The 21,647-nt window shown below is 62.8% G+C and carries 17 protein-coding genes, 1 tRNA gene and 1 pseudogene; 14 read left to right on the forward strand and 5 right to left on the reverse strand.

Going from position 1 to position 21,647, the window contains the following annotated elements; all coding sequences use genetic code 11:
- Positions 1 to 171 precede the first annotated feature (171 nt).
- Together ACZYHG_RS28805 and scpA are read left to right on the forward strand one after the other, a co-directional pair.
- A pseudogene (locus ACZYHG_RS28805) lies at positions 172 to 1,613 on the forward strand (methylmalonyl-CoA mutase subunit beta).
- Positions 1,610 to 3,733: a methylmalonyl-CoA mutase gene (scpA, locus tag ACZYHG_RS28810; protein ID WP_464611454.1), complete on the forward strand. Its 2,124-nt coding sequence runs from the start codon at positions 1,610 to 1,612 to the stop codon at positions 3,731 to 3,733. Before ACZYHG_RS28805 ends, scpA begins: the two are co-directional and overlap by 4 nt.
- Before the next feature lie 13 nt (positions 3,734 to 3,746).
- Here the strand turns inward: scpA and greA are convergent, their stop codons facing one another.
- Complete coding sequence (gene greA / locus ACZYHG_RS28815; protein WP_464611455.1) at positions 3,747 to 4,220, reverse strand: transcription elongation factor GreA; 474 nt, start codon at positions 4,218 to 4,220, stop codon at positions 3,747 to 3,749.
- Between the two features lie 140 nt (positions 4,221 to 4,360).
- Here greA and ACZYHG_RS28820 point away from each other — a divergent pair, with 140 nt between their 5' ends.
- Positions 4,361 to 5,737, forward strand: a complete 1,377-nt coding sequence (locus ACZYHG_RS28820; protein WP_464611456.1) for a TIGR03808 family TAT-translocated repetitive protein — start codon at positions 4,361 to 4,363, stop codon at positions 5,735 to 5,737.
- A gap of 116 nt (positions 5,738 to 5,853) precedes the next feature.
- Here ACZYHG_RS28820 and ACZYHG_RS28825 read toward each other — a convergent pair whose 3' ends face one another.
- Entirely contained in the window at positions 5,854 to 6,699 is an 846-nt protein-coding gene (locus ACZYHG_RS28825) for a LysR family transcriptional regulator (protein ID WP_464611457.1), read from the reverse strand.
- Between the two features lie 173 nt (positions 6,700 to 6,872).
- On the opposite strand from ACZYHG_RS28825, the gene ACZYHG_RS28830 reads away from it, so the two are divergent.
- The 3 genes from ACZYHG_RS28830 to ACZYHG_RS28840 are packed head-to-tail and all read left to right on the forward strand — an operon-like array spanning position 6,873 to position 8,994.
- The gene (locus ACZYHG_RS28830; RefSeq protein ID WP_464611458.1) at positions 6,873 to 7,958 is read left to right on the forward strand and encodes an amidohydrolase family protein; all 1,086 of its coding nucleotides are present in this window, start codon (positions 6,873 to 6,875) and stop codon (positions 7,956 to 7,958) included.
- Positions 7,958 to 8,344, forward strand: coding sequence for a Rieske (2Fe-2S) protein (locus tag ACZYHG_RS28835; protein ID WP_464611459.1), 387 nt, complete (start codon positions 7,958 to 7,960; stop codon positions 8,342 to 8,344). The genes ACZYHG_RS28830 and ACZYHG_RS28835 overlap by 1 nt, the downstream gene beginning before the upstream one ends.
- A gap of 26 nt (positions 8,345 to 8,370) precedes the next feature.
- Positions 8,371 to 8,994 carry an HD domain-containing protein gene (locus ACZYHG_RS28840; protein ID WP_464611460.1) on the forward strand — a complete coding sequence of 208 codons (624 nt, stop codon included), beginning with the start codon at positions 8,371 to 8,373 and terminating at the stop codon, positions 8,992 to 8,994.
- A 12-nt stretch (positions 8,995 to 9,006) separates the two neighbouring features.
- Here ACZYHG_RS28840 and ACZYHG_RS28845 read toward each other — a convergent pair whose 3' ends face one another.
- Together ACZYHG_RS28845 and ACZYHG_RS28850 are read right to left on the reverse strand one after the other, a co-directional pair.
- Positions 9,007 to 10,011: an asparaginase gene (locus tag ACZYHG_RS28845; protein WP_464611461.1), complete on the reverse strand. Its 1,005-nt coding sequence runs from the start codon at positions 10,009 to 10,011 to the stop codon at positions 9,007 to 9,009.
- Positions 10,012 to 10,036: 25 nt separating this feature from the next.
- Positions 10,037 to 11,203, reverse strand: a complete 1,167-nt coding sequence (locus ACZYHG_RS28850) for an acetyl-CoA acetyltransferase (protein WP_464611462.1) — start codon at positions 11,201 to 11,203, stop codon at positions 10,037 to 10,039.
- A gap of 199 nt (positions 11,204 to 11,402) precedes the next feature.
- Here ACZYHG_RS28850 and betI point away from each other — a divergent pair, with 199 nt between their 5' ends.
- The 6 genes from betI (at position 11,403) to ACZYHG_RS28880 (ending at position 18,507) form a co-directional block, all read left to right on the forward strand.
- Positions 11,403 to 11,993, forward strand: coding sequence for a choline-binding transcriptional repressor BetI (gene betI / locus ACZYHG_RS28855; protein WP_464611463.1), 591 nt, complete (start codon positions 11,403 to 11,405; stop codon positions 11,991 to 11,993).
- Positions 11,990 to 13,519, forward strand: coding sequence for a choline-sulfatase (gene betC, locus ACZYHG_RS28860; protein WP_464611464.1), 1,530 nt, complete (start codon positions 11,990 to 11,992; stop codon positions 13,517 to 13,519). Before betI ends, betC begins: the two co-directional genes overlap by 4 nt.
- Positions 13,516 to 14,520, forward strand: a complete 1,005-nt coding sequence (locus ACZYHG_RS28865; protein WP_464611465.1) for a threonine/serine dehydratase — start codon at positions 13,516 to 13,518, stop codon at positions 14,518 to 14,520. The genes betC and ACZYHG_RS28865 overlap by 4 nt, the downstream gene beginning before the upstream one ends.
- A complete protein-coding gene (gene betA / locus ACZYHG_RS28870) occupies positions 14,513 to 16,165 on the forward strand; it encodes a choline dehydrogenase (RefSeq protein WP_464611466.1) in 1,653 nt (550 codons plus the stop codon). Before ACZYHG_RS28865 ends, betA begins: the two co-directional genes overlap by 8 nt.
- Positions 16,166 to 16,224: 59 nt before the next feature.
- The gene (gene betB / locus ACZYHG_RS28875) at positions 16,225 to 17,688 is read left to right on the forward strand and encodes a betaine-aldehyde dehydrogenase (RefSeq protein ID WP_464611467.1); all 1,464 of its coding nucleotides are present in this window, start codon (positions 16,225 to 16,227) and stop codon (positions 17,686 to 17,688) included.
- 114 nt (positions 17,689 to 17,802) lie between these two features.
- Positions 17,803 to 18,507, forward strand: a complete 705-nt coding sequence (locus ACZYHG_RS28880; protein ID WP_464611468.1) for a YoaK family protein — start codon at positions 17,803 to 17,805, stop codon at positions 18,505 to 18,507.
- A 100-nt stretch (positions 18,508 to 18,607) separates the two neighbouring features.
- Here ACZYHG_RS28880 and ACZYHG_RS28885 read toward each other — a convergent pair whose 3' ends face one another.
- Positions 18,608 to 20,842, reverse strand: coding sequence for a mannose-1-phosphate guanylyltransferase/mannose-6-phosphate isomerase (locus ACZYHG_RS28885; RefSeq protein ID WP_464611469.1), 2,235 nt, complete (start codon positions 20,840 to 20,842; stop codon positions 18,608 to 18,610).
- A 190-nt stretch (positions 20,843 to 21,032) separates the two neighbouring features.
- Between ACZYHG_RS28885 and ACZYHG_RS28890 the strand changes: the two genes are divergently transcribed.
- Positions 21,033 to 21,109: transfer RNA gene (locus ACZYHG_RS28890), tRNA-Pro, on the forward strand.
- Positions 21,110 to 21,270: 161 nt separating this feature from the next.
- Entirely contained in the window at positions 21,271 to 21,606 is a 336-nt protein-coding gene (locus ACZYHG_RS28895; RefSeq protein ID WP_464611470.1) for a hypothetical protein, read from the forward strand.
- The last annotated feature ends 41 nt before the right edge of the window (positions 21,607 to 21,647 follow it).

The following is a 21,647-nucleotide window of genomic DNA, read 5'->3' on the forward strand; positions in this document are numbered from 1 at the left end:
CTTGCGGATTTTGCTGGTGTTTGGCAATCGTTCATGGTTCGTCCACGCAAGCCGCCCTATGTCTTGAGGATCGAATTTTGACCTTGGAGGCACGTCGCATTGCGATAACCGACTGGGAACCGTAGACTGAACCGCACCGGCTGATGCGGCCGCATAAAACGAGGAAGATCGATGGGCGCCGGAGCCTTGACTAGGGATGCTGGACCTGTGAACGCGGAGCGCCAGCGTTGGCTGGCCTTGGCGGAAAAGGCGCTGGCCGGTGCATCCTTCGAGGAAAAGCTGGTCTCGCATACCGACGACAACATCCGCATCGAGCCCCTCTACGACCGTGCGACCGGGACTGAGCCGATCGTGCGCACGAATCCCCGATCGACCTGGATCGTCAGCCAGCGCGTCGACGACCCTGATATCGATCGCGCCAAGGCCCAGGTGCTCGAGGATATCGCGCAGGGCGCGACGGGATTGTCGCTCGTCTTCGAAGGCGCACCGAACGCATTCGGCTATGGCCTGCCGAGGACGGCACAGGCGCTGGAGACGGTGCTGGAAGGCGTGCCCCTCAACCGGATCCAGATCCGCATCGATACCCATCCCTGGAGTCGTCCAATGGCCGATTGGCTGGTGGCGTTCCTGAGCAAGCGCCGCTCCGATCCGGCCAAGCTCAACCTCTCCTTCGGCATCGACCCGGCGGCGATCCTTGCCGGCACCGGCCGGCTGCGCATGTCGATCGAGGCACTGCAGGAATCGATGCCGCAATCCTTGGCGCATTTCTTCTCGATGGGTGTTCCGGGTGTGCTGTTGGAGGCGGACGGTCGCGTCTTCCACAATGCCGGCGCCACGGAGGCACAGGAGCTCGGCATCATGCTGGCTTCGGCGGTCTCGTATCTCAGAATGTTCGAGAAGGCGCGGCAGCCGCTCGTCTATGCAGCACCTCACATTGGCTTCGCGCTCAGCGTCGACCAGGACCAGTTCCTGTCGATGGCCAAGGTGCGGGCCCTGCGCAGGTTGTGGGCGCGGGTGCAGGAGGCCTGCTCGATCCCCAACTCGACGGCCAACATCCATGCCGAGACATCATTCCGGATGATGACGGCACTGGACCCGGAAACCAACATACTGCGCACGACGATCGGCTGCTTCGCAGCGGCAGCGGGGGAGCCGATTCGATCTCCATCCTGCCGCACACGATCGCGCACGGCCTGCCGGCGGCTTTTGCCCGCCGCGTCGCGCGCAACGCGCAGTTGATCATGGCCAATGAAAGCCATGTCGATCATGTTGCCGATCCTGCCTATGGTTCCGGCGCGGTCGAGGCGCTGACATCTGACCTTTGCGAAGCCGCATGGGCGGAATTGCAGACGATCGAGGCCGAAGGGGGTGTGCTGTCCAGCCTTCGGGACGGGCATATCCAGAAGCGCGTCCGCGCCGCTGCGGCTCAACGCGAAACCGCCTTCAAGGGCGGCGAGCGCGCCATTATTGGCACCACGCTCTATCCCGTGAAAAACGAGCGCCCGGTCGAGACGCTGGACGCCGAGCGGCGGCCCGCCTTCACCGAAGGTGTCGTGCTCTGCGAACCGCTGTTTGCGGCCCGCATCGACCAATCCATCGGGGCCGCTTCTTGATCCCGGATTTCAGTCAGATCGGCTGGGTGCCGCCACGCCGCGCGCCAGTCGAAGTCAAGGGACAGCGGACGACGCCGGAAGGCCTTGTCGTCAAGCATCTCTACAATCAGGGCGACCTCAAGGGCCTGCCGCATCTCGATACCTATCCGGGTCTGCCGCCCTTCGTACGCGGCCCCTACCCGACCATGTATGTCCAGCAGCCCTGGACGATCCGGCAATATGCCGGGTTCTCCACAGCCGAAGAGTCCAACGCCTTTTACCGGCGCAATCTTGCCGCCGGTCAGAAAGGCCTGTCGGTCGCCTTCGATCTCGCCACGCATCGCGGCTATGACAGCGACCATCCGCGCGTTGCCGGCGATGTCGGCATGGCGGGCGTCGCCATCGATTCCATCCTCGACATGCGGCAATTGTTCGACGGCATTCCGCTGGGCGACATGACCGTGTCGATGACGATGAACGGCGCGGTGCTGCCGATCATGGCGCTTTACATCGTCGCGGCGGAAGAACAGGGCGTTGCGCAGAAGGATCTGGCCGGAACCATTCAGAACGACATTCTGAAGGAGTTCATGGTCCGCAACACCTACATCTATCCGCCAAAACCCTCGATGCGGATTGTGTCGGACATCTTCTCCTACACGTCGACGAACATGCCGAAGTTCAATTCGATTTCGATCTCCGGCTACCACATGCAGGAGGCCGGCGCGACCGCCGACCTGGAGCTCGCCTATACGATCGCCGACGGCATCGAATATGCCCGCGCCGGCGTAGCGGCGGGCCTCGATATCGACCGTTTCGCGCCACGCCTGTCCTTCTTCTGGGCGATCGGCATGAACTTCTTCATGGAAGTCGCCAAGCTCAGAGCCGCGCGCCTGCTGTGGGCAACGCTGATGAAGAAGAATTTCGCGCCGAAGGACGAGCGCTCGCTGTCGCTGCGCACCCATTGCCAGACATCCGGCTGGTCGCTGACGGCGCAGGACCCTTACAACAACATTATCCGCACCATGATCGAGGCGATGGCGGCGACGCAGGGGCATACCCAATCGCTGCACACCAACTCCTTCGACGAGGCGATGGCGCTGCCGACCGACCATTCGGCACGCATCGCCCGCAACACACAGCTCATCCTGCAAAAGGAATCCGGCACCACGCGCATCATCGATCCGTGGGGCGGTTCGGCCTATCTGGAACGGCTCACCCATGATCTGGCGGCGCGCGCACTTGCCCATATCGAGGAGGTCGAGGCTCTTGGCGGCATGGCGGCTGCGACCGAACAAGGCATTCCGAAGCTGCGTATCGAGGAGGCTGCCGCACGCACGCAGGCGCGCATCGATTCCGGCGAGCAGATGCTGGTCGGCGTCAACGCGCATCGCCCTGAGACCGACATCGAGGTCGACGTGCTGAAGATCGACAATGCCGAGGTCCGGGCGCGGCAATTGTCGAAGCTGCAACGGCTGAAAGGCACGCGCGATGTCGCCGCTGTCGAAAGCGCGCTCGATGCGTTGACCCGCGCTGCGCATGGCAATGAAAACCTTCTGGAATTCGCCATCCGTGCCGCACGTGCCAATGCCACGGTCGGCGAAATCTCGTTCGCCCTGGAAAGGGCCTTTGGCCGCCATGTAGCGACGGTGCAGACCATTTCCGGCGTCTATCGCAAGGCGCTTGGCGACAATCCGGTGGTCGACGGGCTGCAAGACAAGCTCGACGCCTTCGAGAAGAAAAACGGCGGCAGGCCGCGCATCCTCGTTGCCAAGATGGGACAGGATGGCCACGACCGTGGGCAGAAGGTGATCGCCACCGCCTTCGCCGATCTCGGCTTTGACGTCACGGTCGGCGCGATGTTCCAGACACCGGAAGAGATCGCGAAACTGGCCGTCCAGCAGAATGTCCATATCATCGGCGCCTCCTCGCTGGCAGCCGGACATCTGACATTGATCCCCGAATTGCGTGACGCGCTGAAGAAGCTCGGCCACGGTAACATCGTGATCGTTGCCGGCGGTGTCATCCCGCCGCAGGACTACGACGCGGTGCTGCAAGCTGGTGCGGCGGAAATCTTCCCGCCGGGGACAGTTATTCCGGAGGCGGCGGATCGGTTGCTGGATCGGCTGTTGGCTGCGGAGTAGTTGCTGCGCTGCTCTAACTGTCCGATAGCTTGACGATTTCCCATTCCTTGCCGTTGACCGTGACGACCTCGCCGACCTTCTTGCCGAACAGGGCGACGGCCATCGGCGAAACGTGCGAAATGCTGCCCTTGGCCGGATCGGCCTCGTCCTCGCCGACGATCTTCCAGTGCACCTTCTTGCCGTCATCGCCTTCCAGCGTGACACCCATGCCGAAGCGCACGAGATCGCTGCCGGGCTCCGGCACGGACAGTTCGGCGTTCTCACGCCGGGCCGTCCAGTAGCGCAAATCGCGTGAGACGACCGCGATGCGCTCGCGGTCGGCTTTCCGTTCGGCTTTCGCCAGGATATCGCGCAGATCGGCCAGATTGTCCTCGATCTGCGCCAGCCCGTGCTCGGTCACCAGATTGCGGTGCGTGCTGATCGGCCGTTCGCCGACGCCGGCGATGGCGTTTTCGCTGTCTTCTTCGCGGGTAAAAGCTCTGCTCATTCCCTAAACCTAGGCCTTGAGTGGTTGCTCGACAAGCCATCGTCGACAGTTCGTGAAGGGGAACAGAACGTCTGGCACGATTCCTGCGGTGTCAGGGCTGACACTGCGGTGGCGGTGCTGAACGCTGGGAAACTGTGCCGATGTTGAACAGACGAACGCTGCTGACCGGGACCGCCGGCTTTGCCGTCATCGGCCTTGCGCTCGGCAAAGCGGCGGCAGCCGGCCTGACCGGCATCGAAAAGGCCTCGATACGCGGCTCGATCAATGCCACCGAGCTTGGCGTGCAGCCCGGCACCTTCGACGACCAGAGCAAAGCCTTTGCCAAGCTGCTGCGCGACGCGAACAGCCGGGACATCCCGGTGTTCCTGCCGGCGGGCACCTATGTGGTATCCAACCTCTCGCTGCCCGGCCGCGTGCGGCTTTCCGGCGTGCCGGGTGCGACGCGGATCGTCTATGGCGGCGACGGCCACCTCTTCATGGCCGAACAGGCCGACCATATCGAGTTGAGCGGGCTGGTCTTTGACGGCTCGAACCGCTCGATGGGCGACTATGCGCAAGGGCTGCTCGATCTGCGCCGGGTCGGCCATCTCGTGGTCGACAATTGCCAGATAACCGGCAGCGGCAAGAACGGACTGGCGCTGGAACGTGCGGTTGGGCGCATCGAGCGCACGGACATATCTGGAGCTGCCGATGCCGGCATCTATTCAGTCGAAGCCGGAGGCCTGGCGATCACGGGCAACACCGTCTCCGACTGCGCCAATGGCGGCATCCTCGTGCATCGCTGGCAAGCGGCGGAGGACGGCACGATGGTCACCGGCAATCGTGTCGAACGCATCGGTGCGCGCAGCGGCGGAACCGGCCAGAACGGCAATGGCATCAACGCCTTTCGCGCCGGCAATGTCATCATCTCGGGCAATGTCGTCTCGGACTGCGCTTTCTCGGCGATCCGCGCCAACAGTTCCAGCAATCTGCAGATTTCCGGCAACACCTGTTCGCGCTCGGGCGAGACCGCGGTCTATTCCGAATTCTCATTCGAGGGCGCCGTCATCAGCAACAACATCGTCGATGGCGCGGCCAACGGCATCTCGATCGTCAACTTCAATGAAGGCGGCCGCCTGGGTGTCTGCTCTGGCAACATCGTGCGCAATTTGTCGACCAGCGGCCCCTACACCGCGGACCCGCCCGGCTTCGGCGTCGGCATTGGCGTCGAGGCCGACACCATCGCGTCCAACAATGTCATCGAGAATGCGCCGCTCTACGGTATGTCGATCGGCTGGGGGCCGTATCTGCGCAATGTCGTGGCCACGAGCAACATCATCCGCAAGGCAGGCACGGGCATTGTCGTCAGCGTGGTCGAAGGTGCCGGCACAGCCGTCATCTCCGACAACGTCATCGATGGCGCGTTGAACGGCGCCGTCATCGGCCAGCGCTGGGCCGAACCGGTGACGGCAGACCTGACCCAGTTGACCAACAGTGGCTTTGCGCATCTGACGGTTGAGCGCAACCGCGTCAGCTGAAGATGGCCTGAACGCTTTTGGCGATCAATGAGGCGACATGGGCGGGCTTTCGGAGATGGGCTTCATCTTGGCCTGCTGCAGCACGCCAAAGGGAAACATGTCGCTCGACCTCTAATTTACGCGGTCATCAGTTTGAGCGCCTTGAGCAGGCGGACATGCGTGTGGGAATGATGGTGTCTGACATGCACGGCCGAATAGATGGGATGTGAGATCTTCGGCGCATCACCAACGAGTTGTGCCACACCGTCCTGCCGCAATTTTGTCGCCACCGTTTCGGTGACGAAGGCGGTGCCGCCCCGGCTTCGCAGCAGATAGGCAACCGCGCCGCCATTCCCCGTCGATACGGGGCTGTTTTCCAGTTCCGGCAGCATCTGTTTGTGGGCGCGGTTGAAGAAGGCCGAGTAATTGGCGCGGATGTAGTCCGCCGGCACCACCTCGCCGAAGGCAACGCCGCGCGTCGAAACCATGACGAAATTTTCCTCGGCGATCTGCTCGTAGTGCATGTCCGGAAGATGCTGTGGCGAATAGAGCACCGCCAGATCGAGGCTGCCGGTGGTCAGATCGAGGATCATCTGGTTGGAGTAGTCGATCTCCACATAGATCGCGAGCTTGGGCATCGTCGCCCGCACCCATTCCAGCCACCCTTCCAACACGCGTTCGTAGAGCTCGAACTGGATACCGATGCGGATCAGGCGGTCGAACTTGCCGACCGACTGGATTTCGCGGCGGGCGTCGAGCCAGCGCAGTTTGACCGCGCGCGCATGCTCCTCGAACCTCAGCCCAGCGACGGTCGGCTCCGTGCCACTCTTGTTGCGGATGAAGAGCTGCTTTTCCAGCAGCGTCTCGAGCGTGCGGATGCGGCTCGAAACGGTCGACTGGGTGATGCCAAGGCGCTCCGCTGTCCTGTTGAAGTTGCGGGTTTCGATCAGGTCCAGGAATGTGTCGAGCAATTCGATCTGCATCTTGGCCACCCCACGGAAAACGTCCGCAACGGCTACCGCTTTTTGATCCGCTTCGACAATGGCTAATCGGATTCTTCGATTAACATCCCATCCCGGGTTGCGTTGCCGGATATCGCCTTCACGCGCAGAATTGCAGCATCTTTCAGACATCCGCCACGGCAGGTCATCCATCCATGTTCATCGTCGACACCGACGTCCACAATTACTGGTCCAGTGCCGAGGTTCTGCTTCCCTATCTCGAGCCCTATTGGCGTGATTTTCTGGTTCGCGGCGAAAAGCCGGGACCAAAGGGCAGTTTCCCGCACGGCCACCGCCCATGGCTGCATCCCGAGGGATTTTCGCGGCACGACATCAAGCCGCAGACCGAGGAGGACAACTATTTGATCATGAAGGAGAAGCACCTCGATCTCTACGACATCGATGTGGCGATTCTCACCGCCGACGAGCCGCTGGAAGCTTCGACGCTGGCCAACTATCATTACGCCAACGCACTGGTGAGGGCCTACAACGATTACATGATCGACTGGTGGCTACCCAAGGACAGGCGCTTCAAGGGATCGATCATCATTTCGCCGACCGATCCGCACGGTGCTGCGGCCGAGATCCGCCGGCTTGGCGGCCACAAGGACATCGTCCAGGTGCTGGCCAGCCACGGCTCGCAACGTCCTTACGGCGACCCGTTCTATCACCCGATCTTCGAGGCCTGCGCCGAAGTCGGGCTGCCCTTCGCCATCCATTTCGGCGGCCAGGGCGGCATCAACCACAATGCCATCGCCAGCGGCCCGACGACCTATTACTGGGAAACACATGCGCTGCTGAGCCAGCCGGCGATGACCCATGTCGTCAGCATGATTTCCAACGGCGTTTTCGAGAAATATCCCGATCTCTATTTCGTCGTCATCGAATGCGGCGTGTCGTGGGTGCCATCGCTGATGTGGCGGCTCGATGCCAACTTCAAGGCATTGCGCAAGGAGACGCCGTGGCTGAAGATGCTGCCTTCGGAATATTGCCGCCGCAACATCCGCTTCAGCACCCAACCGCTCGAACAGCCGCAAAATGTGAGGCATCTGTGGGAGACGCTCGAGCACATGGATGGCCAGAACACGCTGCTTTTCGCGTCCGACTATCCGCATTGGGATTTCGACGCGCCGACCAACATCCACATTCCGCCGGCCTGGCGCGACAAGGTGATGGGGCTGAATGCGCTGGAGGTCTACAAGCGCATCGAGGCGCCCGCCGCCAGCGCGAGGGTTGCGTGATGGCGGCCAATGCAGCAGCCGTGCCAGTCAGAGGCCGCACCTTTGCCTGCAAGGTCAACGAGGTCGCGATCGGGCAACCCAGGATCGTCTCCTTCGGCCGCATGAGCATCGGTATATTCCAGCTCGACGATGGCTATGCCGCCTTGCTCAACATTTGCCCGCACCGGGCAGGACGGCTTTGCGAGGGGCCGGTTTGTGGAACCACCAGGCCGACCGACAGGGCGGAATTCGTCTATGAGCGCGCTGGCGAAATCGTTCGCTGTGCCTGGCACGGCTGGGAATTCGAGATCAGGTCGGGAAAATGCCTCGTCGATGACAGGCTGAAGGCGCGGACATTTCCGGTCGAGGTCGTAGCCGACGACCTCTATCTCGAGCTCGGCCGCTAGGTTTCTGGTTGCAGAAGGTAACGAAGATGGAGACGGTAAAATTCACGCAGATGAAGGATGGCGATTGCGAGGATTATGCCTTCCTCACGGAGCATGAAATCGAATACGCCGCCGGCACGGCAGACCGCTTGCTGGCGGCCATGGTCGATCTCGATAAGTCGCTGTCAGGTTACAAGATCACGCGGCTTGGCCATTCCCTGCAGACGGCAACGCGAGCGTGGAGTGCCGGAGCGGATATCGACTGGGTGGTCTCGGCGCTGCTGCACGACATCGGCGACATCTACGCGCCCTACAATCACGACGAATACGCCGCCGCAATCATCAGGCCGTTCGTGCGCGAGCAATGCGCCTGGGTCATCGAGAAACACGGTGATTTCCAGCTGTTATACTATGGCGAGCATGTTGGCGCGAATCCGCACAAGCGGGATGCCTTCAGGGATAGCGCATATTTTGATGACTGCGCCGAGTTCTGTGACAAATGGGACCAGTCGAGCTTCGACCCGGACTATTCGACCCAGCAGCTGGAATTCTTCGCGCCGATGGTGAGGGAAGTCTTCGCCCGCAAAAGCTATGACCCAGCTGTAGTCAGAGCCAACCAACGGGAAGCCATGTCGAACCCTGCTGTCGCTGCGGCACGCGCGGCGATCTAATGATGTCGCTCTTCAGCCGAGGGCGGCGGTCGGCCTTAGCGCCCCAACCTTGGCGCCAATCCGGCTTTCGATCGGAGCATTTGCCAGTTCGAGCAGCTTGACTGCCAAGGTCTCGTCGGCACGCAATAGCCTGGCAAGGACGGCGGCAACCATGGCTTCGCCAGCACGGCCGGCCCCATCATCGCATTTGAGCGCGATGCCAAAGCCAAGTTCCGGGACTGCGGCGCAGTGGACCCCTTCGGCACCGCCTTTGGCAAAAATCCGGCCCGGTGCCGCTTCCATCAGGGCGACATCGGCGCGACCGGTGCCGGCAACGAAGAATGGTTCTGCCATGCATGCTGAAAGCAGTCGTTTCGCGGCCTTTGCCCGCTCGGGACCAAAACCTGATGTCGTGGCCATGCGGGCAAAGCCGAGCGCGAAACTTTTGAGCGGCACCGCATAGGTCGGGATCGAGCAGCCATCGGTCGCCCGCTCGTCCGCGCTGTGGACGGCGCCGGTGACCGATTGCATGGCGTCACGCACCATCTCCTGCAGGCCGTGCCCGGCCTTGACGTAGCCCTTATGGGCAATGGCGGAATGGACGCAGGTGCAGAGGAAGCCGGAATGCTTGCCGGAACAGTTGTTGTGCAACGCATTCGGCAAGCCGCCGGCACGCGCAAGCGCAATCTCCGCATCATGGTTTGAGGGCCAATGCGTGCCGCATTCGAGCGCCGACCCGTCCAACCCGGCCTTGGCCAGCATGGACCGCGCCAGTTCGACATGCGCCGGCTCGCCGGAATGGGATGCACAGGCCAGCGCCAGTTCGCGGTTGCCGAAGCCATAGGCATCGGCGGCCCCGCTCTCGACCAGCGGCAAGGCCTGGATCGCCTTGACCGCCGAGCGCGGAAACACCGGCTTCGCGGTATCGCCGATCTCCAGAACCGGCTTGCCGTCGGCATCGAAGACCGCTACGGCACCGCGATGCACGCTCTCGACGATCGCGCCACGCAGAACCTCGATCAGAACCGGATTTGTCATGAACCCTCCCGTAAATGCGGGCGGTTTACCTGATCCGGTCGAGAATGGAAACGTAGTTGGCGACGGCAGCGCCACCCATGTTGAAGATGCCGCCAAGCTTTGCGCCCGGCACCTGGATGCCGCCGGCTTCGCCGACAAGCTGCATGGCGGTCAGGACATGCATGGAGACACCGGTGGCGCCGATCGGATGACCCTTGGCCTTCAGCCCGCCGGAGGGGTTGACCGGCAGGCGGCCGTCTTTCGCCGTCGTGCCGTCCAGCGCCAGTCTGGCGCCCTCGCCCGGCCTAGCCAGGCCCATCGCTTCGTATTCGATCAGTTCGGCGATGGTGAAGCAGTCATGCGTTTCGACGAATGAGAGATCGTCGAGCGTCACGCCGGCGCTCTTCAGCGCCTTGCCCCAAGCCTGCTCGCAGCCTTCGAAGGCCAGGATGTCGCGCTTCGACATCGGCAGGAAATCCTGCACATGCTCGTTGGCCCGGAAGGCAACCGCGCGACGCATCTTCAGGGCCGTCGCGGTATCGGCGAGGATCAGGGCAGCGGCACCGTCGGAGACCAGCGAGCAGTCGGTACGCTTCAGCGGGCCGGCGACGAAGGGGTTCTTTTCGCTCTCCTGCCGGCAGAATTCGTAGCCGAAATCCTTGCGCATCTGCGCATAGGGATTGTCGACGCCGTTCTTGTGGTTCTTGGCGGCGATCATCGCCAGCGCGTCCGACTGGTCACCATAGCGCTGGAAATAGGCCTGTGCGATCTTGCCGAAGACGCCGGCGAAGCCCGCCGGCGTCTCGCCATCCTCCGGCAGGTAGGATGCTTTCAAGAGGTTCTTGCCGATTTCCGGACCGGGCGTCGTCGTCATCTGCTCGGCGCCGACCACCAGCACGATGCGGGCCGCGTTGGCGTCGATGGCGCGGATGCCTTGCCTGACCGCCGCGGAACCGGTTGCGCAAGCGTTCTCGACGCGAGTCGCCGGCTTGAAGCGCAGTCGATCGTCGGCTTGCAGCACCAGGCTGGCGGTGAAATCCTGCGCTGAAAAGCCGGCGTTGAAATGGCCGAGCACGATCTCTTCGACCTCGTCCGGGCCGATTCCGGCATGGTCGAGTGCATCTGTCGCCACCTTGACGATCAGGTTTTCAAGCGTCTCGCCTTCAAGCTTGCCGAAGCGCGAATGCGCCCAGCCAACGATGCATGCGGTCATGGCGGTCTCCATCCTTGGCGCCAGCCTAGCCTGTGAGCTCATGGCGCAGTTCGCCTCTATTGTTCAAATGTAAACATTCTCGCCCGAGCCGTGAAGGGCCGGCATCCGAAAATCGCTTGGTACAGGCTGTCCCGCCGTCGATTTTTTGTTGATTGACCCGTCAATAAAAAATAATCTCCGCGCAAAAATCGGGAACAACATGCCGAAAGTCGGAATGGAGCCACTGCGCCGCAAGGCGCTCATCGACGCGACGATCTCAGCGATCGGCGAGCGCGGGTCGCTTGACGTGACCATGTCCGAGATCGCCGGGCGCGCTGGTGTGTCCTCGGCGCTTGCCCATCACTATTTCGGCGCCAAGGACGAGTTGCTGCTGGCAACGATGCGACACATCCTCGCCGAACTGACCATCGACATGCGCCGCGCCCTGCAATCCGCCGCGTCCCCACGCGAACGCGTTTCGGCGGTGGTTGCCGTCAACTTCTCCGACATCCAGTTCCAGCCGGAAACCATAGCCGCCTGGCTCGCCTTCTATGTCGAGGCGCAGAAATCGTCAGCGCTTCGCCGGTTGCTCAGGGTCTATGCGCGACGGCTGCATTCGAACCTGATGAGCGGGCTGACCGGCATCCTGCCTCGCAAAGAAGCCGACCGTGCCGCCGAAGCGACAGCGGCGATGATCGATGGGCTCTATATCAGGCGGGCGCTGAAGGACGGCGTGCCCGACGCCGCGACAGCGATTGCGCTGGTCGAGGACTACCTTGAAACCAAACTCGGCGAGCGGCGCAAACAGTGACCACGAAGCGACCCAATTTCCTGATCGTCATGGTCGATCAGCTCAACGGGACTTTTTTCCCCGATGGGCCGGCCGCGTTTCTGCACGCGCCGCATCTGAAGGCGCTGGCCGCACGATCGGCACGCTTTGCCAACAACTACACGGCCTCGCCGCTCTGCGCGCCGGGCCGCGCCTCGTTCATGAGCGGCCAGTTGCCGTCGCGCACCGAGGTCTATGACAACGCCGCCGAATTCGCTTCGTCGATCCCAACCTTTGCCCATCATCTGCGCGCCGACGGCTACCACACCGTGCTCTCTGGCAAGATGCATTTCGTTGGCCCCGACCAGTTGCATGGCTTCGAGGAGCGGCTGACCACCGATATCTATCCGGCCGATTTCGGCTGGACGCCGGACTACCGCAAACCGGGCGAGCGCATTGACTGGTGGTATCACAATCTGGGCTCGGTGACCGGCGCCGGCGTCGCCGAGATCTCAAACCAGATGGAGTATGACGACGAGGTCGCCTTCCATGCGGTGCAGAAGCTCTACGATCTCGCCCGCGTCTCCGACAATGCCGCGCACCGACCCTGGTGCCTGACGGTCTCCTTCACCCATCCGCACGACCCCTATGTGGCGCGGCGGCAATATTGGGACCTCTACGAGGATTGCCCGGCGCTCGAACCCGAAGTGGGCTTCATCCCCTACGGCAAGCAGGACCCGCATTCGCAGCGGCTCTACAAAGCCTCCGACTATGACAGCTTCGACATCACGGCCGAGCAGATCCGCCGCGCGCGGCGCGGCTATTTCGCCAACATCTCCTATCTCGACGACAAGGTCGGCGAGTTGCTGTCGGTGCTTGAGCGCACGCGCATGCTCGACGACACGATCATCCTGTTCTGCTCCGACCACGGCGACATGCTCGGCGAGCGAGGCCTGTGGTTCAAGATGTGCTTCTTTGAGGGTTCGGCGCGGGTGCCGCTGATGATCGCCGGCAAGGGCGTGCCCGCCGGCCTGATCGAGGCGCCGGTCTCCAATCTCGACGTGACGCCGACGCTGTGCGACCTCGCCGGCATCGACATGAGCGCGATCGCCCCATGGACCGACGGCCAGTCGCTGCTGCCGCTGCTGAATGGCAAGCCACGTACAGCACCGGTGCTGATGGAGTATGCCGCCGAAGGCTCCAATGCGCCGTTGGTGGCGATCCGCGACGGCCGCTACAAGTTCGTCCATTGCGAGATCGATCCGTCACAACTCTATGATATCGAGGCCGATCCGCATGAATTGAACAATCTCGCCGCCGATCTGGCGCACGCCGGTCTGGTGGCGGCTTTCATGGAAAAGGTCCGCGCGCGCTGGGACATGGCGGCTTTCGACGCTGCCGTGCGGGTCAGCCAGGCGCGGCGCTGGGTGGTCTATCCAGCGCTGCGCAACGGCACGCACTACCCCTGGGAGTTCCAGCCGCTGCAAAAGGCTTCTGAACGTTACATGCGCAACCATATGGATTTGAACGTGCTCGAAGAGCAGAAACGGTTCCCGCGAGGCGAATGATGGCAGACCTTCTCGTTCCCTCCCTAGACCACCTCCAACAGGCCTACGCCGTCACCTCCAGGGCGACGCAGATCACGCCGCTGCTGGAATCGGCGGCACTTGCTCGCGAGACCGGCGCGGCCCGCGTCTTCATCAAGCCGGAATCGCTGCAATGGGCGGGATCGTTCAAGGTGCGCGGCGCCTACTGGCGGCTGAAGCAGCTATCGGCCGATGAAGCCAGGAAGGGCGTCGTCGCCTATTCCTCCGGCAATTTCGCGCAAGGGCTGGCCGCCGCCGGCCAGGCGCTCGGCATTCCGGTCACCATCGTCATGCCGATCGACGCGCCTGCCGCCAAGCGCGATGCCACGGCAGGCTATGGCGCCCGTGTCGTGCTGACCGACCATGGCGAGCGCGCGCGCGAAGAGGTCGCCGCCGCCAAGGCGCGCGAGATCGCCGAGACCGAAGGACTGGCCCTGCTGCATCCCTTCGACGACCCGGAGATCGTCGCCGGCCAAGCAGGCGCCGGGCTCGAAGCGCTCGACCAGCTTGCCGACAAGGATGCCAGCGCCGACCTGTTGTTCTGTTCGGTCGGCGGTGGCGGGTTGATCGGTGGCGTTTCGCTCGCCTTCCACTATCTGTCGCCGGCAACCGAGATCATCGGCGTCGAGCCGGAAGGTTTCAATGGCATGGGCTCGTCACTGGCGCATGGCGCCATCGAGACCATGCCGATCGGTCCGAAGTCGATCTGCGACGGGCTGATGTCGCGACGGCCGGGCGACGCTCCATTCGCGGCAGTCAAGACCGCTGGCGTTCGCGGCATCACCGTCGACGACCAGTCGGTGCGGCGGGCAATGAAGATCGCCTTCGAGCGCATGAAGCTGGTGCTGGAGCCGTCTGGGGCTGCGTCGCTGGCGGCGCTGCTCGGCGGCAAGGTGGATGTGAAGGATAAGACCGTCCTTGTGGTGGCAACCGGCGGCAACGTCTCGCTCGCCGATTTTATGGCGCATATGAACCATGCTTGAAGCGGATTTCGTCATCATCGGCTCCGGCTCGGCCGGCTCGGCCATGGCCTATCGCCTGTCGGAGGACGGCAAGCATTCGGTCATCGTCATCGAGTTCGGCGGCACCGATGTCGGGCCGTTGATCCAGATGCCGTCGGCGCTGTCGATCCCGCTCAATATGAGCCTCTACGACTGGGGTTTTGCCAGCGAACCGGAGCCGCATCTTGGCGGCCGCGTGCTGGCGACGCCGCGCGGCAAGGTGATTGGCGGTTCATCCTCCATCAACGGCATGGTCTATGTGCGCGGCCATGCCCGTGACTTCGACCATTGGGCCGAAGAAGGTGCCTCAGGTTGGGGCTTTGCCGACGTGCTCCCCTACTTCAAGCGCATGGAAGACAATGATGGCGGCGAGGATGGGTGGCGCGGTCATGGCGGCCCGTTGCATGTGCGGCGTGGCTCGCGCAAGAATCCGCTCTACGGCGCGTTCGTCGAGGCAGGCCGCCAGGCCGGGTTCGAACTGACCGACGATTACAACGGCTCCAAGCAGGAAGGCTTTGGGCCGATGGAGCAGACCATCCGTGGCGGCCGCCGCTGGTCGGCGGCATCGGCCTATCTGAAGCCGGCTCTCAAGCGCGGGAATGTTAGCCTGCTCAAGGGCTTCGCCCGCCGGGTGGTCATCGAGAATCAACGCGCTGTTGGCGTCGAGATCGAAGCTCACAAACAGATTCAAGTCGTTAAGGCACGACGTGAGGTGATCATCGCCGCATCGTCGATCAATTCGCCCAAGATCCTGATGCTGTCGGGCATCGGACCGGCCGAGCATTTGCGCGAAAACGGCATTGCCGTCGTTGCCGACAGGCCTGGTGTCGGCCGCAATTTGCAGGACCATATGGAGCTTTATATCCAGCAGGAATCGACCAAGCCGATCACGCTGAATTCGGTGCTGAATCCATTCTCGAAAGCATTGATCGGGGCGCAGTGGCTGTTCTTCAAGACCGGGCTCGGCGCCACCAACCATTTCGAGGCGGCCGCTTTCGTGCGCTCGCGCGCCGGCGTCGACTATCCAGACATCCAGTATCACTTCATCCCGGCGGCGGTCCGCTATGACGGCAAGGCAGCGGCGAAGTCGCATGGCTTCCAGGCGCATGTCGGACCGATGCGCTCGAAGTCGCGCGGCTCGGTGACACTGCGCTCGCCCGACCCAAAGGCGACACCGGTGATCCGCTTCAACTACATGTCGCATCCGGACGACTGGACAGAGTTCCGTCACTGCATCCGGCTGACCCGCGAGATTTTCGGCCAGTCGGCCTTCGACGCCTATCGCGGCAAGGAGATCTCGCCGGGCAGCCATGTGCAGTCGGACGACGATCTTGATGTCTTCATTCGCGACCATGCCGAGAGCGCCTACCATCCCTGCGGCACCTGCAAGATGGGTCACGCTGACGACGTGATGAGCGTCGTCGATCCGGAATGCCGGGTCATCGGCGTCGACGGCTTGCGGGTCGCGGACTCTTCGATCTTCCCGCGTGTCACCAATGGCAACCTCAACGCGCCGTCGATCATGACCGGCGAGAAGGCGTCCGACCACATCCTTGGCCGCACGCCGCTGGCGCCGTCCAACCAGGAACCATGGATCAATCCGCGCTGGCAGCTATCCGACAGATAGGCCATGATCGTGAGACTGCACGATCCGCATGCCGCGAAAGACAATTTGGAGACTTCCCCATGCGCGCCCAACCCACGGCATCGCACTATGTCAACGGACGCTACATAGAGGACGAAGGCGGTGCACCGCTGCCGGTGATCTATCCGGCAACCGGCGAGGTCATCGCTACCCTGCATTCGGCGACGCCTAACGTGCTGGAACTCGCCGTCGAGGCCGCACGAGCCGCGCAACCGGCGTGGGCGCGGTTGAAGCCGGTCGAGCGCGGCCGCATCCTGCGCCGCGCCGCCGACATTCTTCGCGCCCGCAATGCCGATCTTGCCCGCATCGAGACGCTCGACACCGGCAAGGCGATCCAGGAGACGCTGGTCGCGGACGCGCCCTCGGCCGCGGACTGCCTCGAATATTTCGGCGGCGCGGTCGCCGCCTACAATGGCGAGGCCGTCGATCTCGGCGGGCCTTTCGCCTACACGCGGCGCGAGGCACTCGGCGTCTGCGTCGGCATCGGCGCCTGGAACTATCCGATCCAGATCGCCGGCTGGAAATCGGCACCGGCGCTCGCCATGGGCAATGCCATGGTGTTCAAGCCGTCGGAAAACACACCGCTTTCAGCGCTGGCCCTGGCCGAGATCTACAGCGAGGCCGGTCTGCCGGACGGCTTGTTCAACGTCGTGCAGGGTTATGGCGATGTCGGTGCGGGCCTTGTCGGCCACGATGTCGTCGCCAAGGTTTCGGTGACCGGCTCGGTCCCCACTGGCCGCAAGGTTTTGTCGCTTGCCGGCTCGAAGATGAAACATGCGACGATGGAACTCGGCGGCAAGTCGCCGTTGATCGTCTTCGACGACGCCGACATCGAAAACGCCATCGGCGGCGCCATGCTCGGCAATTTCTACTCCACCGGCCAGATCTGCTCCAACGGTACGCGCGTCTTCGTGCAGAGCGGCATCCACGATCGCTTCGTCGATCGTCTGATCGAGCGGACGAAAAAGATCCGCATCGGCGACCCGCTTGACCCCGAGACCCAGATGGGCCCGCTGGTGTCGAAAGCGCAGCACGACAAGGTGGTCGGCTATATCGCGATAGGCAAGCAGGATGGCGCTGTTCTCGCCTGCGGCGGCAATGTGCCCTCGCTGCAGGGTTTCGACGGCGGCTTCTTCGTCGAGCCGACGATCTTCACCGGTGTCACCGACACGATGCGGATCGCCCGCGAGGAGATTTTCGGGCCGGTCATGAGCGTGCTGAGATTCGACGGCGAGGACGAGGTGATCGACCGCGCCAACGACACCGAGTTCGGTCTTGCCGCCAGCGTCTTCACCCGCGACCTGCCGCGCGCCCACCGTGTCATCGCCGAATTGCAGGCCGGCACCTGCTGGATCAACGCCTACAATCTGACACCGGTGGAAATCCCCTTCGGCGGCTTCAAACAGTCCGGCATCGGCCGCGAGAACTCTCTGGCCGCACTGGCGCTCTATTCGCAGTTGAAGTCGATCTATGTCGAGACCGGGGATGTGGCGAGCCCGTATTGAGGGCAGAAGTTTGGGCTGTTGTCCGCGTGGCCGTTCGACCCGTTGTCCAGAGCGTTTTCTTCGCCCGTCAGTTTGCCATAAGCTTCGTGGGGCATGAGCGCCGAGGAGGCCAACATGGTGGCCGAGACCAACGACAAAAGAATTGCCGTGCTGCCAATGCTGCTCAGTTTCAACGCCGGCTATGTCGACACAGCCGGGTTCCTTGCCCTTCAGGGACTGTTCACGGCGCACGTCACCGGCAATTTCGTCACGCTCGGCGCATCGCTGGCGCTCGGTACATCGGGCGCCCTGGCAAAGCTTCTGGCCTTGCCTGTCTTCTGTCTCATCGTCATCCTTAGCCGGCTTCTGTCGTACCCGCTGAAAAGCTGGAAGCTGCCGGTCTTCCGGTCCCTATTGGCGATCAAGCTTGTTCTGCTGACAGCAGCCGCGATCCTGGCTATCCGCCTCGGGCCGTTTGCGGATGGAAACAGCTGGGCCGCCATTGTCACCGGCATGGTCCTGGTTTCGGCCATGGCGGTGCAGAATGCCGCTCATCGCGTCCACCTTCCCAGCGCGCCGCCGTCGACGCTGATGACCGGCACCACGACCCAGATCATGCTTGACCTGGCCGATCTGATCCATGGCGCGCCGCCCGAGAGCAAAGCGGCGTCACGATCACGCCTCGCACGCATGTCGGTTGCCGTGCTTATCTTCGCGCTGGGATGCGGAAGCGCCGCCCTGCTCTATACCAGGATCGGCATGTGGTGTTTTGTGCTTCCGCCGATCGTTGCGATCGTGCCGCTTGTGATACGGGAAAGCGCGCCCGCCACCACGCCGTGACTAGAGCATTTCACCGTTTCACGGAAACGGCGAAGCGCCCTAACCCTTGTTTTTCCGCAATTCCGGACGGAAAACCGCTCACACTTTTCCTGGAATTGCTCTACGGCTTCGCCGTCCCATCCAGATACTGCGTCAGCGCGCAGACCAGGTGATAGAAGATGCTGGCCGGCACGTCTGATGCCAGCGAGCGGCCGCGCTCGTCGATGCGGTCGATCCACAGGCCGAGCGGCGCCGGGTCGATGTGCCAGCGGAACAGCCGGCCGACACGCTCCTCGATCTCCGGCTTGAGATCTGGACCGCCAACGCCATCCAGCGCAATCGCCGCCTTGACCGCCTCGGCCTGAGGCCAGCTGCGCGAGATCAGGTCAAGCGGTAGACCCTGCCGGGAGACCGCACCATAGGCAAGGCCGGTGGCGCGGTTGAGGCCATTGGCGATGGCCGAGGCATAGAGTTTCCTGGCGAAGCCGTTCAACTCGGCTTGCCCGCTACGCCCGGCGAAATCGACCAGCAGCGACGCCCATTCGAAGTGATGGCCAGGCTCGGTCCAGGCGCCCTTCTCACCGGCTGACGGCGTCCACTCAGCATCGAAATATTCGCCCAGCGTCCAGCTTTCCCGATCAAAGAAATGACTGCGGAAGAGATCGATGATGCGTGCGGCGCGGCGCAGATGGGTCCGCTCGCCGGTTGCCTGGTGCCAAGCCAGGAAGGCTTCGAGCAAATGCATGTGCGGGTTGGAGCGCCGCTCGCCCTCGCCGTCCGATGTCTCGAGGAAGCCGGTCATGCGGCTGTCCTCGAGATGGGCATCGAGGAAGGCGAAGGTTTCCTCGCCGAGCCGCAAGGCATCGGGATTGCCCGACATATGCGCATGTGCCAGCGCCAGCAGCACGCAGGAATGATCGTAGGCATCCTCGGTGGCGTCGGCGACAGAGCCGTCGACATGCAGGGTGCGCACCCAGCCGCCTTTGTCGGTGCGACCATTTCTGACCATGAACTCGATACCGTGGCTGATCAGCCGGTCGGCCGGGCCATCCCAGCCGCGCGCGCTGGCGACCGCGAAGGCATAGACCTGCCTTGCCATTGTGCGCATGCGCTTGGGCTTCATCAGCGGCGTGCCGTCGAAGCCCAGCGCCTCGTGGAAGCCGCCATGGCGCTCATCGACACCCGATGTCGACCACAGCGGCAAGGTTTCTTGAAACAGCCAGTGGTGCACACGCCGCCGCCAGGCACCGCTTTCGATGACACGGTCGTGCGCAGGTGTGAACCTGGTTTCCAGCCGGCCGGATTTTTCGAGCTGCTCGACAATCTTCTTGACGTGCTGGCTGTGGCTGACAGGGGCGACGAAAGTGGCATCGGCGGTCGAAACGATGGCGACATCCTTCATGCCGATTGCCGACAAGAGGCGGCCGTCGCTGCGGATGTAGGAGTTCTCGCAATCGATGGCGACGACATCGCCGATGACGACATTGCCCTGGTCGTCGGCGGGACCGACGTCGAGCAGCGATTGCCAGGAGCCGAGATCGTTCCAGCGGAAGTCGGCGGGCACCATGGCAATGTCATCAGCACGTTCCATGATGGCATAGTCGATCGAGATCGAGGGGACGGCTTCGTAGAGCTCCAGTGGCATATAGAGGCCGGACAGGTCCGATGTTGCCGCCTTGTAGGCTCTCTCGGTGGCCTGCCAGATGTCGGGCTGGAACCTCGCGAAGGCGTCGCGCATGGCGCCGGCGCGAAACAGGAAGATGCCGGTGTTCCAGTAGAAATTGTCCGCCTTGAGATAGCTCTGCGCGGTACCGAGGTCCGGCTTTTCGACGAAGCGCGCGACGTGGAAGATGCCGCCATGCGCGCCTGCCACCTCGATATAGCCATAGCCGGTCTCGGGCTGCGTCGGTTTGATACCGAACACCACTAGCCGGCCGGCGCCTGCCGCCTCGGCGCCTGCCTCGACGCTCTGCCAGAACTGCCCTGCGGTTGATATCTCGTGGTCCGACGGCACCACCAGGACCAGGCTGTCGCCGAATTCGGACAAGGTTCGCAGCGTCGCCAGCGCCACCGCCGCGGCGGTGTTGCGCCCCGTGGGCTCGAACAATGGGCCGCCGCCGGCAAGATCGAGGCCGGCAAGGTCGGAATGGACGCGATCGGCATGGCGCTCGGATGCGATCAGGAAAACTGGTGTCTCGCCAGCCGGCCGCGCCGTCAGCCGGCGCAAGGTCTTGGCCAGCATCGAACCATTGCCCGAAAAATCGTGAAACTGCTTGGGATTGTCCTCGCGAGACAGCGGCCATAGCCGCGAGCCGACGCCGCCGCTCATGACGAAACTGACGATGCGCTGGCTCATGGAAGTCTCGTCAAAAATCTGTTCCCAGGCTGCCCCGATCTATCAACTCGGCGCTTAAGTTCACCTTTATCCGACTGCTAAATCCCAAGCCATCCGGAGAAGCTTCGGGAAAGCAAACAAATGCGACAGAAGTGCTGCCATTGCCGCTTGCAGGAATGAAGTGTGGCGGCTATAAGCCCGCGTCTGGTCACGGAGTGTAGCGCAGCCTGGTAGCGCACCTCGTTCGGGACGAGGGGGTCGCAGGTTCAAATCCTGCCACTCCGACCAGAAAAAACAAGCACTTGATGCTTGTTGTTCTCCCGAATTCATCTGCGTCGAATACCGAGCGGGCCGCTTGCGCTCGGCGGACAGTCCTTCCTTTGATCTCATGGCGTCATGCGCTACTTTGGGCGGTGGTCCATATTTGGGACGGTGAACCGGGTGAGCGTATGAAATTCGCGCCGATGGCCATTTTACCGATAACTGCACTGCTGCTGTTGGCAGCCGGCTGCTCGTCGACAGTGGCGTCAATCAGTCCGGCCAAATACGACCGGATGAGCTGTCAGGAACTCAACGTGGCGCTTGGCGATGCCGCCACAGACATCTCGCGGACCGCGATCAGCCGCGGCAAGGTCGCCAGCACCAGTGTTCCCACATGGCTGCTTGGCGGCGAGCGGGTGAAGACCGTGGTGGCCAATCGCGAAACCACCCGAATCGAGCGGCTGCAGGAACAACAGCAGGCGATCATCGCTGCGAGAAAGAGCCGCTGTGCGTCCTCGCAATGAGTTGCGTCCGCTTCATGTTCGATCAGCGTCTATCCCTCAAG

This window comes from Mesorhizobium subarcticum (assembly GCF_055456085.1).

What these genes read in the sequence shown, in the direction of transcription:
- ACZYHG_RS28835 (WP_464611459.1), top strand. Translation starts at nt 7,958, where the DNA reads ATGGCGGCCAATGCAGCAGCCGTGCCAGTCAGAGGCCGCACCTTTGCC.
- ACZYHG_RS28895 (WP_464611470.1), top strand. Translation starts at nt 21,271, where the DNA reads ATGAAATTCGCGCCGATGGCCATTTTACCGATAACTGCACTGCTGCTG.
- ACZYHG_RS28850 (WP_464611462.1), bottom strand. Translation starts at nt 11,203, where the DNA reads ATGACCGCATGCATCGTTGGCTGGGCGCATTCGCGCTTCGGCAAGCTT.
- ACZYHG_RS28820 (WP_464611456.1), top strand. Translation starts at nt 4,361, where the DNA reads ATGTTGAACAGACGAACGCTGCTGACCGGGACCGCCGGCTTTGCCGTC.
- ACZYHG_RS28840 (WP_464611460.1), top strand. Translation starts at nt 8,371, where the DNA reads ATGGAGACGGTAAAATTCACGCAGATGAAGGATGGCGATTGCGAGGAT.
- ACZYHG_RS28865 (WP_464611465.1), top strand. Translation starts at nt 13,516, where the DNA reads ATGATGGCAGACCTTCTCGTTCCCTCCCTAGACCACCTCCAACAGGCC.
- greA (WP_464611455.1), bottom strand. Translation starts at nt 4,220, where the DNA reads ATGAGCAGAGCTTTTACCCGCGAAGAAGACAGCGAAAACGCCATCGCC.
- ACZYHG_RS28830 (WP_464611458.1), top strand. Translation starts at nt 6,873, where the DNA reads ATGTTCATCGTCGACACCGACGTCCACAATTACTGGTCCAGTGCCGAG.
- betB (WP_464611467.1), top strand. Translation starts at nt 16,225, where the DNA reads ATGCGCGCCCAACCCACGGCATCGCACTATGTCAACGGACGCTACATA.
- ACZYHG_RS28885 (WP_464611469.1), bottom strand. Translation starts at nt 20,842, where the DNA reads ATGAGCCAGCGCATCGTCAGTTTCGTCATGAGCGGCGGCGTCGGCTCG.
- ACZYHG_RS28880 (WP_464611468.1), top strand. Translation starts at nt 17,803, where the DNA reads ATGGTGGCCGAGACCAACGACAAAAGAATTGCCGTGCTGCCAATGCTG.
- betI (WP_464611463.1), top strand. Translation starts at nt 11,403, where the DNA reads ATGCCGAAAGTCGGAATGGAGCCACTGCGCCGCAAGGCGCTCATCGAC.
- ACZYHG_RS28825 (WP_464611457.1), bottom strand. Translation starts at nt 6,699, where the DNA reads ATGCAGATCGAATTGCTCGACACATTCCTGGACCTGATCGAAACCCGC.
- betA (WP_464611466.1), top strand. Translation starts at nt 14,513, where the DNA reads ATGCTTGAAGCGGATTTCGTCATCATCGGCTCCGGCTCGGCCGGCTCG.
- ACZYHG_RS28845 (WP_464611461.1), bottom strand. Translation starts at nt 10,011, where the DNA reads ATGACAAATCCGGTTCTGATCGAGGTTCTGCGTGGCGCGATCGTCGAG.